Here is a 14,526-nt window from a genome sequence, read left to right as displayed (position 1 = left end):
AGAATACAGATGCGCAAGGTTTCTGATGCTGATCCGCTCTTTCACTCATTCACTCTTTCGCCATCAAGTGAGTTGATACTGAGGTAAGTTCATGAGGTACTTGTATAGGCTCCTGAGCTTGCGGATTACGTTCGTTTTGTTGACCGTGTCGTCGGGTTTAGCCGTTAGGTTTTGCCAGGCCTGTGTCCAGTAATGGTCCGACATCATGTCCTGCAGACCCGAGAGCAAAATGCTGGTTTTGATGTACTGTTTGTCTTTGCCGGGCAGTTCCAGCATGTACAATCGCCGAACGGCGTCGTCAATGAGGGCAACCGGGTCGGCGGGGTTGGGTAGTGCCTGGGTAAAAGCAATGACGTCAATGAGCAGTTTTTTGCCGTTGCGACCAATACTGCCGGTTGTCATCCCGTCCGAAAAGACGTTGCGTTTGGGCAGTGTATCGGAGTTGACCCAGATCTTGTCGAACATGGGTTCCTGGTAGTAAGCCGGCCAGCCGGCCACGTTGGGCGGATCACCGATATTCTGCTGCATGGCGGCCGTTTGGTTCTGAATGGACAGCCAGAGAGCATACTGGTCGGCGTAGTTCGTGGAATCGGGAAACGTGATGCCAAACTCCCGGCAAAGCCCCACGGTGTAGTCGAGCGGACTCTTAATGATGGCCCCGCGGTTGTTGGCGTCAAAGAAATGACGGCTCCCCAATAGCTCGCGCAATACCGGTTTGATCTCATATTTATTGGCCCGGAAAACATCGGCCAGGGGCGTAATGACCGTTGCTTCGGTATTGGCGTCGATCTGGTGGTAGACAAAAAAGCGGTAAAGCTTTCGGCAGATGAACTTCGCTACCTCCTCCTGCGCAAAAATCATTGTGAGCAGATCATCCAGTTCCTGCTCGCCTTCGGGGCCCCGTCGCCCTTTTATAGTCGCATTTCCGTAGAAAGCCGAAAACGTCTTGTCGCTGCTGTCGTGCCGACCCGGATCGAAGAGGCTGACATACGTGGTGGTATCGTTTCGAAAGCCCGTCAGCACCTTGGCCGCTTCTTTCACATCGGCCTCGGTATAGTGCGAGCCAGGGCCTTTGCCCACCGTGAATAGTTCCTGTAATTCGCGTCCGTAGTTCTCGTCGGGGGCTTTTTTGTTACTGGCCGTACCATTCAGGTATTTGAGCATGGCCGGGTCTTTCGTAACGGCCTTGACCAACGCCCTGAAGTTGCCCAGTGCATGCTGGCGCAGCAGGGCGTTGTGCCGATAAGACATCAGCGCATTGTCGACCATGTTGGTTTCTGTAACAAAATGGTTGTGCCAGAAAACGACCATTTTTTCACGTAGGCTTCGGTTCTGGTTCAGCATCAGGCCCAGCCACCAGGCTTTAAACGAGTTCCTGCGCCGACCATTGTTCATCCCATTGTAGTTGATGGACGTTGTCCAGGTTTCGCCGGGTAGTATCTCGTCGTCGGTATATTTATCGTCGTCGTAATTGTTGACGGGGGGCAAAGGAGCCGGTTCGTCGGACAGAAGTTCGTTGAGGGCTTTGCGAATCGAAAGCGTGCGCAGGTGGCTTATGTCCTCGGGTTTAGCGCCGAACATAGTCCGTTTCAGTAAATGCTTTATGTCTTCGTCGGTCCATTTGCCCCGAAATGGCTCCAGCAGATTGGCAGTTTCGGTCATTTCCATAGGGTCCATTGGTTGTGGATAATGGCTTTACAGTGCCTAAATTAACACGAACAGCGCCTGACTGGCTCCCCTTTAACAGAAGTTTAACCGATGTTACGGGTGCCGTTGGCTCAACCAGACAGGCTTTTTTCCATTCATCATCTTAATAAACCGTTCCGGTAGTTTGCAATGCATAGTACTGTCTGTAGCCTATATCTTTGTTTCACCAATCGGGAAGAACCCGGCCAGCATTTACTCCTAAAAAATAAACACATACAAACATGAAAACGCTCGTCAAAACATTCGTCGTTGCCCTTTCACTGGGTGTTCTAACATCCGTTGCTTCTTTTGCCGAAGGTAAACCCGGCACTCGTTCATCAACGGTGGCTGCCTACAAGGCGGGCATTTACACATCGGTTGATGGAAAGCTTAACATTGGGCTCGATAAAGAGAAAGGCGGACCCGTCGATGTGATGCTCAAAGGGGCTGACGGTAGAATTTTCTACAGCCAGCATCTGGGCAAGAACGAAAAAATCTACCGTGGTCGTTTGAATGTGAACGAACTACCCGACGGCGTTTATGTCATAGAAATCACGAATGGGGTTGAAACGACAAAGCATCAGGTAACCCTGGCGACTAAACAACCCGAAGCCCCCGTTCGTCTGGTTGCCATCAACTAACGAACAATACATAAACGTAAACAGCCGCCCCTAACTGAACAGGGGCGGCTGTTTTTGGTTGGGCGGAAAGCTGATGTGGTATCAGATGCTTACATCTGACACGGGAGGTGCCTGACAACTTTACGCTATTGGTCGATTAACGAGGTTTCTTAAAACCTCGTTGATCGGTTACTTTAACTGCCATCACGGCAAGATCAGGTTGGGCAGACCGCTAGTTCGATGACATTGATACGGGTGCCTGATCGGGAGCCGCGCCCCATGCCTTGTTCGGTTTGAGGCCCATCTGTAAGGTTAAGGTTCCGCCATTAACAACCATTTCGTGGGTCATCCAGGGCCGGTTCAAGGGTTTGCCGTTCAGCTGTGCTGACTGGATATACAGGTTCTGAGCGGAGTTGTTCGTGGCATCGATAACGAACTGCTTGCCTTTGTAATAGCGGGGGTTCAGGTGAATCGTTATTTTGCTGAAAATGGGGCTGCTGATTTCGTAGAACGGCTCCGGTGTGGTTCCTCCATTGGTTGAGAACAGGCCCGTTTTGAGCAGCACCGACAAACTTCCCATTAACCCCTGATCCTCATCGCCACTGTAGCCATACTCGGTCGACAGACCGCTGTACACGTTCTTGATTACCTGCCGGGTCCAGTACTGGGTAAGCCAGGGCGAACCCGCATAGTTGAACAGAAACGCCGTTTGCATACAGGGCTGATTGCCGTAGTTGATGTATATCCGGCGCAGGTCTTCGAGCGTTTCGTGGTCGTGCGATTTGCCCGCGACGAAGTCATGCTTCTGAGCTTTTTCAAACGATGCGTTCAGCTTGCTGGTGAAGGCTTCCCGTCCGCCCATCAGCTTGATCAGACCCTGCACGTCGTGGGGAACAAACCAGGAATACTGAGCCGCATTGCCTTCTTCCCAGCCATTGTCGTACCGAAGAATATCGACGGGTTCCGCCCATTTGCCGTCCAGAGTACGGTTCCACATCCAGCCCAGTTCGGGATTCCAGATGTTTTTATAGTTTTCGGCCCGCTTCATAAACAGACCGTAGTCATCCGTCTTGCCCAGTTTTTTCGCCATCTGCGCCAGCGTGTAATCCTGATAGGCATACTCCAGTGTCTGGGTAGAGCCATCCTGGTGAAAACCGTACTGGGTTTTGCTCATCGGGTGGGGAATATAGCCGCGTTCCATGTAGTACTCGATGCCACCGCCTTTACTCGTTTTGTGCTCGTAACCGGCCTTGCTCATCAGGCCACCGGGGAAGTGATTCTTGCGCATGCCTTCGTATGCTTTCTGCTGATCGAAACCCCGGATTCCTTTCAGGTAGGCACTAACAATGAACGGTGTTGAGGAGGCCCCGGTCATGACAAAGGTGTAATTGCCGCCCGCGGGGCCCCTTGGAATGAGCCCGCCGTCGTCGTACATGAGCAGCATCGAATTAACAAATGACTCCGTTACTTCAGGATAAACCAGATGCCATAGCGTGTTGATCGACCACTGTGCGCCCCACATCGCATCGAAATTATGGTGGTTGAACCTGGGCTTTCCGGCGGCATCGAGAGGAATCTGTTTAACCCGGCGCTCGGGGCCGGTCATGTCGCTATACTTGCCATTGGCGTCCGAGATGATCCGGCGTCCCTGCAACGCATGCCACAAATCGGTATAGAACCGGCTGCGCTCGGTATCGGTGCCGCCCTGCACCTCCACGCGACTCAACCAGTTGTTCCAGTCGGTACGACTTTCCCGTACGGTTCGGTCAAAATCCCAGTGGGGCAGTTCGGTGGTGAGGTTAAGGCGGGCCTGGGCTTCGCTGACATACGAAATCGCTACTTTCATCTTTCGGACGTCACCCGATTTGGTTTTGAAGCTGATGTACGCCCCCGTCCGCTCGCCGTCGATACGATCATCTAGGGATTCCAGTTTTCCGTTGCGCCAGCCGTTAAATGAGGCAAAGGGTTTGTCGAAAACAGCCACGAAGAAAACCGTAAGCGTTTTAGGGCGACGGATAGTAGGAGCCATGACGGCATACCCTTCAATTTCCTGATTGCTGACTTTTTTTACGTGTCCTTTCTGGGTATCCGATGGACCCAGAAACGTAGCAAAGTCGAACAAAATATGGCTCTGATCGGCCGCCGGAAACGTGTATTTATGAAAGCCGACGCGCGTGGTCGAGGTCAGTTCGGCAGTGATGTTGTAGCTATCCAGGACCACTTTATGGTAGCCAGCTTTAATAACCTCTTTGCTGTGCGAAAACCTGGAACCGTACTGGCTGGCTCCTAAATGGCCGTTGAACGGCCCGGTGGTAGGCATAACGGGAATGCCCGACAACTGCCAGCCGTGAACATGACTGAAACACTTGATGCTGTCCAGGTGGTAGCGATAACCAGCGCCCCAATCGGCGTTGACGGCATTATCGGGACTCAGATTAACCATGCCGAACGGGCGGGTGGCCGAGTTGAAAAAGAACCAGCGCGAATTGGACGCATCCACCAGCGGATTCACCAGATCGACGGGTTGTTTCTGGGCCAACGCCCCCCGATTACTAAGGAGCGAACTGGTGAATCCGAGTACCCATAAAAAATAAACTATCGTCTTAGTCATGACCTGCAAAACCATCCCTATTCTTTCGTTTACCCGATTTCAGAAATGGTACTAAAACGCATGCGATAGGGTCATTCTACCCCTGGATTAGCCGGTATTGGTAGAACGACCCTATTGCACGCCATACTTTATCGGAAAATGGACGTTGTCTGCGGTTAAAAAACCCCTGGTCGGCCTACCAGTAATCGACTGATGGGACGGTAGTCGGTAAAATCGATATCGGGGGCAACGTAGCCCGCTTTTATGGGTTCTTCCCGAACCAGGTCCGTGCTCAGGTATTTCTTGTTGCTATCGCAGAGAATAGTGACGATCCGGGCGTCGGGACCCATCTCGCGCTGGAGGTTGATGGCTCCGATCAGATTGGCTCCCGATGAAATGCCCACCGCTACGCCCAGCTGAAGAGCCAGTTTCTGCGCCACCAGAATCGAATCACCGTCGTTGGCCTGCACGACATGATCCAGCTCGTCCAGTTTCAGAATGTCCGGAATGAATTCGTCAAAAAAGCCCTGAATGCGGTGCGTTCCGGTTTTGTGTCCTACCGACAGCGTTGGTGATTCGGCTGGTTCGAGCGGGTGAATACGAATGTCGGGTTTGCGGGATTTGAGGTAACGCCCTACGCCCATCACTGTGCCACCCGTGCCCACCCCCGCCACAAACGCGTCGGGTGTAATGTCCACGCCCTGGAGTTGCAGCCAGATTTCTTTGCCCGTTGTGAGTCGGTGTGCTTCAGCATTGTACTTGTTGGCAAACTGACGGGGCAGAAACACGTGCGGATCGCTGGCGGCCAGGTCTTCCGACCGCTGGATAGCTCCCATAAAGCCGCCTTCTTCCTTGGTAAACAAGACAATGTCCGCCCCCAGGCTCCGAATAATGTCGATTCGCTCCTGGCTGATGCCCGCTGGCATAATAATCGTAACGGGATGCCCCAGGGCGCGTCCAACCGCCGAAAACGCAATGCCCGAACTACCGCTGGTCGCTTCAACGATGCGATCGCCGGGCTGGATGTTGCCTTCCCGATAGGCCTGATGCAGCACATGCAGCGCCATGCGGTCTTTCATACTACCGGTCAGGTTATAGTGCTCGCACTTCACGTAGATGGAGCGTGGCTGGCCCCGGTCGGTATAGAATAATTCCAGCATGGGCGTGTTGCCCACTAAATGCCAGAGGTGCTCAAATTTTTCCTGAACGGCAGGTTTTATGGCCGGTTCGATCGGTAACGTTACCGGAGTAGTCATCATGGTTTGGCCACCAGAATTTCCTCTAATTTCTTACCCAGCTCTTCACCCCGAACGTTTTTGGCAACAATCTTTCCGTCGGGGCCAATCAGAAAATTCTGGGGAATAGACCGGATACCATACTGTTTGGCAACTTCGTTATCCCAGAATTTAAGGTCCGATACCTGCGTCCAGTCCAGCCCATCCTTGTGAATGGCTTTCAACCACGCTTCTTTGGCGTTCGGCCGGTCCAGCGAGACTCCCAGCACGGTAAAGTTCTTGTCTTTATACTGGTGAAAGTTCTTCACTACGTTGGGGTTTTCCGCCCGGCAGGGACCGCACCAGCTTGCCCAGAAGTCGACCAGTACGTACTTTCCGCGGAAACTGTTCAGCGCTACACGCTTGCCCGATGTGTCGGCCTGGGTGAACTCGGGAGCCATTGCCCCAATGGAGGTGGCTTTAATCGACGCCAGCGTCTTCGCGTAGTCCTGACCGCCTTTACTGTTCTTTATTTTAGCAGACAAGCCATCGTACAGGGGACCTACTTCAGCGTATTCGGGCGTGTAGGAGTACCGTTGCAGGGCGTCCAGACTAACCAGTGTGGATGGATTTTCTTTGATGAACGTCGCCCGGATTTTCTTCTGGTCGGCTTCAATAGCTTCGTAACGCTTGTCCAGCGCTTCTTCGACCTCTTTTGACTTCTTCTGATCCGGTGTCATGGCCCGATATTCTTTCATGAGTTGCGCCATCTTGTCGGATGTGGGCTTCATCATCGCGTTCAGCTTCTGATAATCAGCGTTCAGCGGGGTACCACTCGCCACGGCATTATCAAGCGAATCGGCGCTGCTTAATGTGATTGTGCCTGGTTCCAGGTAAAGGCTATTAGTCGCTATAGGGCGGCTCCGACTAAAACCCGTGCCCAGTTTGTCAACGAATACTGTGGCCTGTGTTGGGTTTTCCAGCGTTCCCTTAAAGGAAAACAGACCGTTTTTGATCTGGGCCGAGTCCAGTTGAGCCGTACCACTTTCCATATACCGCAAGTACGCTTTAGCGGGGGCCTTGTAGGCCGGTAGTTTCCCGGTCAGCGTAAACGAACCGCTTTGCGCCCAAAGCACCGAAGGGGTCACGAGTAGCGCCGTCAGAATAGAGTGTCTCATACGAATGTTACGTTTGTTGGTTGTTATGCCCAAACATAGCTGAAAAAGACGCGGTAAGCTACTGGCACAAGCTCTTTTACACGCCAATGAGTATACATACACCCGCAGATTGGTGTCATGTATACTCATTGGCTGGCTGGCCCGGATGGGCGTCAATAGAACCCGGCAGCATCAATCAGGCAGCAAGGTAGGAGTGGGCAGAATGGCCAGTTCCCACCAGTAGCGCCGTAAGGTATAAAAGCATGAAAGCCATTTATGGTAAACCGTAGGTTTGGTGATGTAAGCGGCCACGCTGAAACTGTACGATTTTACGATGTCTCTGTAATCCTGGGAATGACTCAGGGTAATAATCGGAATGTGCTGGTACTGCGGATGGGCTTTAATCGATTTCAACAGTGCCCACCCGTCTTCCTGGCTCGGCAGGTAAGGCTCCAGTAAGATCAGTCGGGGTAATTTAGTGTTGTCAGACGAACATTTGTCCAGATAAGATAGGGTCTGGGTGCTATGATTCATCCAGATTGGCTCTACTTCGGGAAAGCACTGCGCTAGTGCCGAGCGGATAATAAGCCAGTGGTCGGCGTTATTTTCTACAACTAAAATCGGTGTCCGGTTTGCCTTTCTACGTTTTGGGTTGATGGCGTTAGTCATACGTTGGTGCTGTTAAATTGTTTATTAATTGGTAGGTAGGTTGAGGAGAGGTAAGCGTATTACTACGAAAAGCTGGCTACCGGCGCGTTATTGCGTTGCGGGAGTATAATACGATCTGACTGCGGTGCAGTATCGCGGAGGGTGAACTGATCGATTGTCTGTTCTTGGGATGTTTGCTAGAAGTGGTGATCGAGTAGGCGGGAAGTCCGAAAAGGGCTGTTTCATAACGAGCAAAAGGATTTATATAGCTTTCCACCGCAGCTAGTCAGTCTGCTTTGGTAAAGTATAAACGAGGGATAAAAAGTCGTACTACAAGACTACTTATTTTGATCATATAAAACAAGAGAACTAACTGTAAGTCAGATAGTTACTGTTAGTAAAAACTAATAAACTTTAGTTGCCAGATGGCGGGTGTTTTGAGGAAGCCGGAGGAGCAAGGCTTATAGAATATTATCAATAGTACGATTCCGTAAATAAGTAGGACTCTTAAAAATCGTAAGTGCTATACTAGAGTGTACCAGGTCAGTGTTATGGGTTAGCTAATTAACAGCTATACTATTCGTAGGTATGTAGGGCCCATAATCCCTTCTTTCGCTCATCAACCTGTTGGTAATCAGGTTAAACTTCCATTCAGTAAAAAGTTGGTAATCAGGATGGCACGCACCCAATAAGCAATCGCTGGTTAAAGTCTATGCTTAATGAAGGTTTGGCTCATCCGCCCACCTTCGTCGGACTCAACCAGCAGAACATAAGCTCCGGTCGGTAAGCTCTTCACGTCCAGATCAATCGTATTCGTTGCTGAGCGGGTATCAATAACCAGCACACCCGCCATCGAATAGACCATGAATCGGGCACCGATGGTAGATAGCCGCACGTGTAATTCGGTGCTGGCCGGGTTCGGATAAATTCGTATGTCGGTGCGGGGCGTACTAATCGGGTTGTTCAGGCAAAACGTTGTTCCGATAGAGGTTTGACTGGTTCCGTCAAGCCGGTCATCTTTGAGTAAATTGGTCGTGTTTTGCAAACCCATACCGCAGACGAGCGTATTGTGCGAGCCTGAATTTACGTACAGGGCGTTGTCGCAATTGGCGGCTGTGTTGTTCTGAAAAACGCTGCCCAGTATGGCCGGAATATTCTCATCGACGTAAGTCTTGTTCAGTGGTTGAAACTGCAGATAATTCAGATAACCTTCGGGAAAAGGGGCATCCACAACAGCCGGAATGTTTGGTAAAGCTGTGAGCAAGTTATTATCGCGCACCTCCAGGCCAACGACGGAGGTGCCAAATGTGCGCTCTTGTATAGCCTGCACAGTGTGCACGCCAATGAATACCCCGTTCGAGCCGTCCGTGTTCGAGACCGAATTATTGATGATCTGATTGGTGTACATGGGGATGAACTTCTGCCCCCCGTTGTCGACCTGGATGGGCGTCAGGTCAATCGAGCCGCTGTTGACCAGCGTGTTCTTCACCAGGGCCACCTGGGTGGTGGCGTTGTGATACAGGGTGATGCCCCGCCGGTTGCCCTCCATGTAGTTGCCCTGCACCAGCCAGTTGCGCGAGCCCCAGTTGAAGATCGTGTAGCGGCTGCCCGCTTCGGGGGCCACCTCCCAGGCCCGATCCAGACTCAGCGTGTTGCCGCTGCGGCCAGTGATCCGGCGCCACTGGCCCATGCCCTTGCCGCTGACGATGGCCACCACGGGGTTGAGTCGGTAGGGCCCCCAGTTCTTGCGCTCATCGCGTAGGCTGGTGCCGCCCGCCCAGCTGACGGTCCCCGTCTCCTCGTCGATGCGGTCGGCCCCGCCCCCTTCGCTGATGATGGTTTCCCCGTCGTTGCGGTTCTGGGTGGGCCCGTTGATGACCTTGAAGGCGTTGTTGAGCACGGCCAGGTTGTAGGTGAAGTTGACCACCAGCACGTGGTTGACGGTGGTGGCGGGGTAGCGGGCGGCTCCGTCTCGGTAGACCTGGTTGTTCTGGAAGACGCCGTCGTGGGCGAAGTTGAGGTTGAGTCCATCGACGGCGTAGGTGAACTTGTTGTCGCGGACGATGAAGTTGGCGCAGTTGTTGAGCATCAGGGGTCCGTGGTAATTGGTTCGGTGGTCGACGCCCTGGGTAAATTCGGAGTTGGCGATGAGGATTTTCTGGGAGTCGGCCCACCAGAGCCAGTCGCCCTGGTTGAGCTCGAAGCGCACCCGCTGGAAAAAGACCTCTTTCCCCTGTCCCCGCATGGTACCTACAAACGGATTGCCCGTATTGTCGACGTTGATCAGGGCCAGGTCGGCCAGCCCGGCCAGGCTGGTGACGGGGGGCCAGTAGAGGGCCATGTGCTGGGCGTCGAGCTGGTAGCCGAACTTGAGCAGGGTGGCGTCTTTGCCCGCCCCCTGCAGGACCACCCGGTCGCGCATGTGAATGTACTCGAAGTGGTCGTACAGTAGCTTATAGGTTCCTGCGGGCAGGTAAACGACGCCCCCTCCGTCGGCGCTGGCCCGGTCGATGGCGGCCTGGATGGCGGGCTGATCATTGGCTACCCCGTTGCCCACGGCTTTGGTCGACAGTCGGGGGTCAGTCTTGACGTTGTAAACGTTGCCGTAGAAGGTGAGTTTGGCCGCCCAGGGCACCCCCAGCTGGAAGTAGTCAGTACCGCTGGCGATGGCCGTCAAAGGCTGTTCGAGTTGGATGTACGTATCGCGGCCCAGTCCATTGGTGACCAGCAAGGTGTAGGTTCGTCCGGGCTGGACGGTGGGCGGGATCTGGACCGAGAGGGTGAAGGCGTCGCTCTGGCTGGCGTTGACGGGGGCCTCCAGCACGTTGTTACCCTCCACCAGCCTGACCAGGGGGGTGCCCCGTTTGAGCAGCAGGTTTCGCCCGAAGATGCGCAGACTACCCCCGGGGGTGATGTCGGGCGAGTCGGTGTGCATGGGCCAGGCCTGGTTGAGATTGACCCGGGGGCTGTTGAGTCCCTGGTCCTGCACCCAGATCAGGTATCGGTCCAGGGGGGTGTCGGGGGGGATCTGGACGGTGGCCTGTCCGGCGGTCTGGACCAGGATGGGCAGGGGGGCGGGGGTGGTGGCGTTTCCGGCCAGGAAGAAGGCTTTGGCGGAGCTGGAGAAGTTTCCCTGCAGGCTGAGGGCTTCGCCGGGCTGGATGGATGGGCTGACGTTGAGGATGACGGGTTGCTGGGCCCGGGCGGGCAAGTAAGTGGCCAGGGCCAAAAACAGGAGCACCAGAAAAGGACGTAACGTACAACGAGTCATAAAGAAATGTTTTGGCAGGAAAAATGCCCCCGAAACTGACAAATAAATACTCCAGGGCGACTACTGGACAAGGACTTGAAACGAACATCTCGTGGTTCCTCTTATCAGGTTTATGTATCTTGAAAAGAGGGTCTGGTAAACCACCGGCAAGAGTTTGTTTTCGAAGTTTATAAAATGAATACGTGTATTCGGTCGGGCCAATTTTTGTTTCCTAAAAGCGAGGAATATAAGGTAAATGTACACGTTCATGGCTAACGGATTGTTATAATTAATGCCTAAAGATATTATACGGTAGTTGAGGTTTAAGTCTGTTAGTCAGTTGATTAGATAGCGATTGGTAGTCCGGTTTAACCTTCCCGGTTTTCTCCCGATCTAAAAACGGTCATCGGGGTGATGGCTTACCAACTGTTGGTAAGCCATCACCCCGATGACCGTTTACAAAGACGATTAATCTGTTAGAAAGAGGCTTCTTCTTAACTATCTTGTTTGATAAAATGCTGACTGGATTGGGGACCTTTATCCGGTATGATCAGTAGTGTATAATTGCCCGGCGTTAAACGCGCTATGTTCAGCCTGGCCTCTACCGTGTCGGTGCGGCTGTCCATAAGCATTATTCCCATTTCTGAATAAACGAGTATCCGGGCACCCGCACTGGACAGGCTGACGTACAGTTCGGAGGTAGCCGGGTTTGGGTAAGCTTTTATGATCAGTTCTTCGGCCTCCGCCACACGAGCCGACCGTGATGGAAGCGGTGAGCAGGAAGCAGTGGCAATGGCTGCGTGGGTAACCTTGTCAAAGTTGGTGTCTTTAAGCAAGTTGGTCGTATTCTGCAGATTCATATTGCAGATGTATGTGTTATAGGAGCCGGAATTTAGGTAAAGCGCATTGGTGCAGTTGGTTGCCGTGTTGTTCTGAAAAACGCTTCCCAGTATGGCCGGAACCCGTTCGTCGTTAAAGAACGTAATGGGGTGATACTCCAGGTAATTCAGGTATCCCTCGGGAAAGGCATCATCCACGATAGCGGGCGTATTGGGCTTTCCGGCGACGACATTGTTGCCACGCACCTCCAGGCCAATTACGGAGGTGCCAAATGTGCGCTCCTGCGCATGCTGCACGGTATGTACGCCAATGAACACCCCGTTCGAGCCATTTGTATTACTGACCATATTGTCGATGATCTGATTGGTGTACATGGGGATGAACTTCTGCCCCCCGTTGTCGACCTGGATGGGCGTCAGGTCAATCGAGCCGCTGTTGACCAGCGTGTTCTTCACCAGGGCCACCTGGGTGGTGGCGTTGTGATACAGGGTGATGCCCCGCCGGTTGCCCTCCATGTAGTTGCCCTGCACCAGCCAGTTGCGCGAGCCCCAGTTGAAGATCGTGTAGCGGCTGCCCGCTTCGGGGGCCACCTCCCAGGCCCGATCCAGACTCAGCGTGTTGCCGCTGCGGCCAGTGATCCGGCGCCACTGGCCCATGCCCTTGCCGCTGACGATGGCCACCACGGGGTTGAGTCGGTAGGGCCCCCAGTTCTTGCGCTCATCGCGTAGGCTGGTGCCGCCCGCCCAGCTGACGGTCCCCGTCTCCTCGTCGATGCGGTCGGCCCCGCCCCCTTCGCTGATGATGGTTTCCCCGTCGTTGCGGTTCTGGGTGGGCCCGTTGATGACCTTGAAGGCGTTGTTGAGCACGGCCAGGTTGTAGGTGAAGTTGACCACCAGCACGTGGTTGACGGTGGTGGCGGGGTAGCGGGCGGCTCCGTCTCGGTAGACCTGGTTGTTCTGGAAGACGCCGTCGTGGGCGAAGTTGAGGTTGAGTCCATCGACGGCGTAGGTGAACTTGTTGTCGCGGACGATGAAGTTGGCGCAGTTGTTGAGCATCAGGGGTCCGTGGTAATTGGTTCGGTGGTCGACGCCCTGGGTAAATTCGGAGTTGGCGATGAGGATTTTCTGGGAGTCGGCCCACCAGAGCCAGTCGCCCTGGTTGAGCTCGAAGCGCACCCGCTGGAAAAAGACCTCTTTCCCCTGTCCCCGCATGGTACCTACAAACGGATTGCCCGTATTGTCGACGTTGATCAGGGCCAGGTCGGCCAGCCCGGCCAGGCTGGTGACGGGGGGCCAGTAGAGGGCCATGTGCTGGGCGTCGAGCTGGTAGCCGAACTTGAGCAGGGTGGCGTCTTTGCCCGCCCCCTGCAGGACCACCCGGTCGCGCATGTGAATGTACTCGAAGTGGTCGTACAGTAGCTTATAGGTTCCTGCGGGCAGGTAAACGACGCCCCCTCCGTCGGCGCTGGCCCGGTCGATGGCGGCCTGGATGGCGGGCTGATCATTGGCTACCCCGTTGCCCACGGCTTTGGTCGACAGTCGGGGGTCAGTCTTGACGTTGTAAACGTTGCCGTAGAAGGTGAGTTTGGCCGCCCAGGGCACCCCCAGCTGGAAGTAGTCAGTACCGCTGGCGATGGCCGTCAAAGGCTGTTCGAGTTGGATGTACGTATCGCGGCCCAGTCCATTGGTGACCAGCAAGGTGTAGGTTCGTCCGGGCTGGACGGTGGGCGGGATCTGGACCGAGAGGGTGAAGGCGTCGCTCTGGCTGGCGTTGACGGGGGCCTCCAGCACGTTGTTACCCTCCACCAGCCTGACCAGGGGGGTGCCCCGTTTGAGCAGCAGGTTTCGCCCGAAGATGCGCAGACTACCCCCGGGGGTGATGTCGGGCGAGTCGGTGTGCATGGGCCAGGCCTGGTTGAGATTGACCCGGGGGCTGTTGAGTCCCTGGTCCTGCACCCAGATCAGGTATCGGTCCAGGGGGGTGTCGGGGGGGATCTGGACGGTGGCCTGTCCGGCGGTCTGGACCAGGATGGGCAGGGGGGCGGGGGTGGTGGCGTTTCCGGCCAGGAAGAAGGCTTTGGCGGAGCTGGAGAAGTTTCCCTGCAGGCTGAGGGCTTCGCCGGGCTGGATGGATGGGCTGACGTTGAGGATGACGGGTTGCTGGGCCCGGGCGGGCAAGTGAAGGGCCAGCGTCAACAGCAAAAACAGAAACGAAAATAAACGAGAGAGAAGATGAGTCATAAGAAAATGTTAGGCACACTGGTTACTTAATGAGCATAGTTCTACCAGCTATAAAATCTTTGCGAAATTTTATATACAGGACTATGTATAGTTTGGTGAGTTCGACCCTATCCATCAATCAGTGAATAAGGTCAGGAGGCATGGGTAGTCGCAGATGAAGCAGAGAGCTTAAGCAAGCTCGGTATGCTTACGCATTGAAGACGAGAATAAACAAACTAGTTCTCACTGTAATTAATAATAAATAGTGAGCGGTGTACACGATTTTGTTTACATATATAGAG

General features: G+C 54.0%; 8 protein-coding genes. 1 reads left to right on the top strand and 7 read right to left on the bottom strand.

Features of this window, described 5'->3' with window-relative positions; translation table 11 throughout:
• Positions 1-63: 63 nt before the first annotated feature.
• Complete coding sequence (locus ACYU87_RS21610) at positions 64-1,668, bottom strand: DUF1800 domain-containing protein (RefSeq protein ID WP_461136182.1); 1,605 nt, start codon at positions 1,666-1,668, stop codon at positions 64-66.
• 260 nt (positions 1,669-1,928) lie between these two features.
• Between ACYU87_RS21610 and ACYU87_RS21605 the strand changes: the two genes are divergently transcribed.
• Positions 1,929-2,327: a hypothetical protein gene (locus ACYU87_RS21605; protein ID WP_461136181.1), complete on the top strand. Its 399-nt coding sequence runs from the start codon at positions 1,929-1,931 to the stop codon at positions 2,325-2,327.
• Positions 2,328-2,538: 211 nt separating this feature from the next.
• Here the strand turns inward: ACYU87_RS21605 and ACYU87_RS21600 are convergent, their stop codons facing one another.
• The 6 genes from ACYU87_RS21600 to ACYU87_RS21575 form a co-directional block, all read right to left on the bottom strand.
• Positions 2,539-4,917: a GH92 family glycosyl hydrolase gene (locus ACYU87_RS21600; protein WP_461136180.1), complete on the bottom strand. Its 2,379-nt coding sequence runs from the start codon at positions 4,915-4,917 to the stop codon at positions 2,539-2,541.
• Positions 4,918-5,072: 155 nt separating this feature from the next.
• On the bottom strand, positions 5,073-6,155 hold the full coding sequence (locus ACYU87_RS21595) for a PLP-dependent cysteine synthase family protein (protein WP_461136179.1): 1,083 nt from the start codon (positions 6,153-6,155) through the stop codon (positions 5,073-5,075).
• Entirely contained in the window at positions 6,152-7,288 is a 1,137-nt protein-coding gene (locus tag ACYU87_RS21590) for a redoxin domain-containing protein (RefSeq protein WP_461136178.1), read from the bottom strand. The genes ACYU87_RS21595 and ACYU87_RS21590 overlap by 4 nt, the downstream gene beginning before the upstream one ends.
• 171 nt (positions 7,289-7,459) lie before the next feature.
• The gene (locus ACYU87_RS21585) at positions 7,460-7,936 is read right to left on the bottom strand and encodes a response regulator (RefSeq protein ID WP_461136177.1); all 477 of its coding nucleotides are present in this window, start codon (positions 7,934-7,936) and stop codon (positions 7,460-7,462) included.
• Positions 7,937-8,618: 682 nt separating this feature from the next.
• Entirely contained in the window at positions 8,619-11,186 is a 2,568-nt protein-coding gene (locus tag ACYU87_RS21580) for a glycosyl hydrolase family 28-related protein (protein WP_461136176.1), read from the bottom strand.
• A gap of 473 nt (positions 11,187-11,659) precedes the next feature.
• A complete protein-coding gene (locus ACYU87_RS21575; protein WP_461136175.1) occupies positions 11,660-14,245 on the bottom strand; it encodes a glycosyl hydrolase family 28-related protein in 2,586 nt (861 codons plus the stop codon).
• Between the last annotated feature and the right edge of the window lie 281 nt (positions 14,246-14,526).

The sequence above is a fragment of the Spirosoma lituiforme genome (assembly GCF_054776635.1).
Note: the sequence above shows the minus strand (reverse complement) of the source record. Positions and strands in the feature narration are given on the sequence as shown.

Bases quoted from the DNA above. Each gene is read 5' to 3' on its own strand.
- ACYU87_RS21610 (WP_461136182.1), bottom strand. From the start codon at position 1,668: ATGGAAATGACCGAAACTGCCAATCTGCTGGAGCCATTTCGGGGCAAA.
- ACYU87_RS21605 (WP_461136181.1), top strand. From the start codon at position 1,929: ATGAAAACGCTCGTCAAAACATTCGTCGTTGCCCTTTCACTGGGTGTT.
- ACYU87_RS21600 (WP_461136180.1), bottom strand. From the start codon at position 4,917: ATGACTAAGACGATAGTTTATTTTTTATGGGTACTCGGATTCACCAGT.
- ACYU87_RS21595 (WP_461136179.1), bottom strand. From the start codon at position 6,155: ATGATGACTACTCCGGTAACGTTACCGATCGAACCGGCCATAAAACCT.
- ACYU87_RS21590 (WP_461136178.1), bottom strand. From the start codon at position 7,288: ATGAGACACTCTATTCTGACGGCGCTACTCGTGACCCCTTCGGTGCTT.
- ACYU87_RS21585 (WP_461136177.1), bottom strand. From the start codon at position 7,936: ATGACTAACGCCATCAACCCAAAACGTAGAAAGGCAAACCGGACACCG.
- ACYU87_RS21580 (WP_461136176.1), bottom strand. From the start codon at position 11,186: ATGACTCGTTGTACGTTACGTCCTTTTCTGGTGCTCCTGTTTTTGGCC.
- ACYU87_RS21575 (WP_461136175.1), bottom strand. From the start codon at position 14,245: ATGACTCATCTTCTCTCTCGTTTATTTTCGTTTCTGTTTTTGCTGTTG.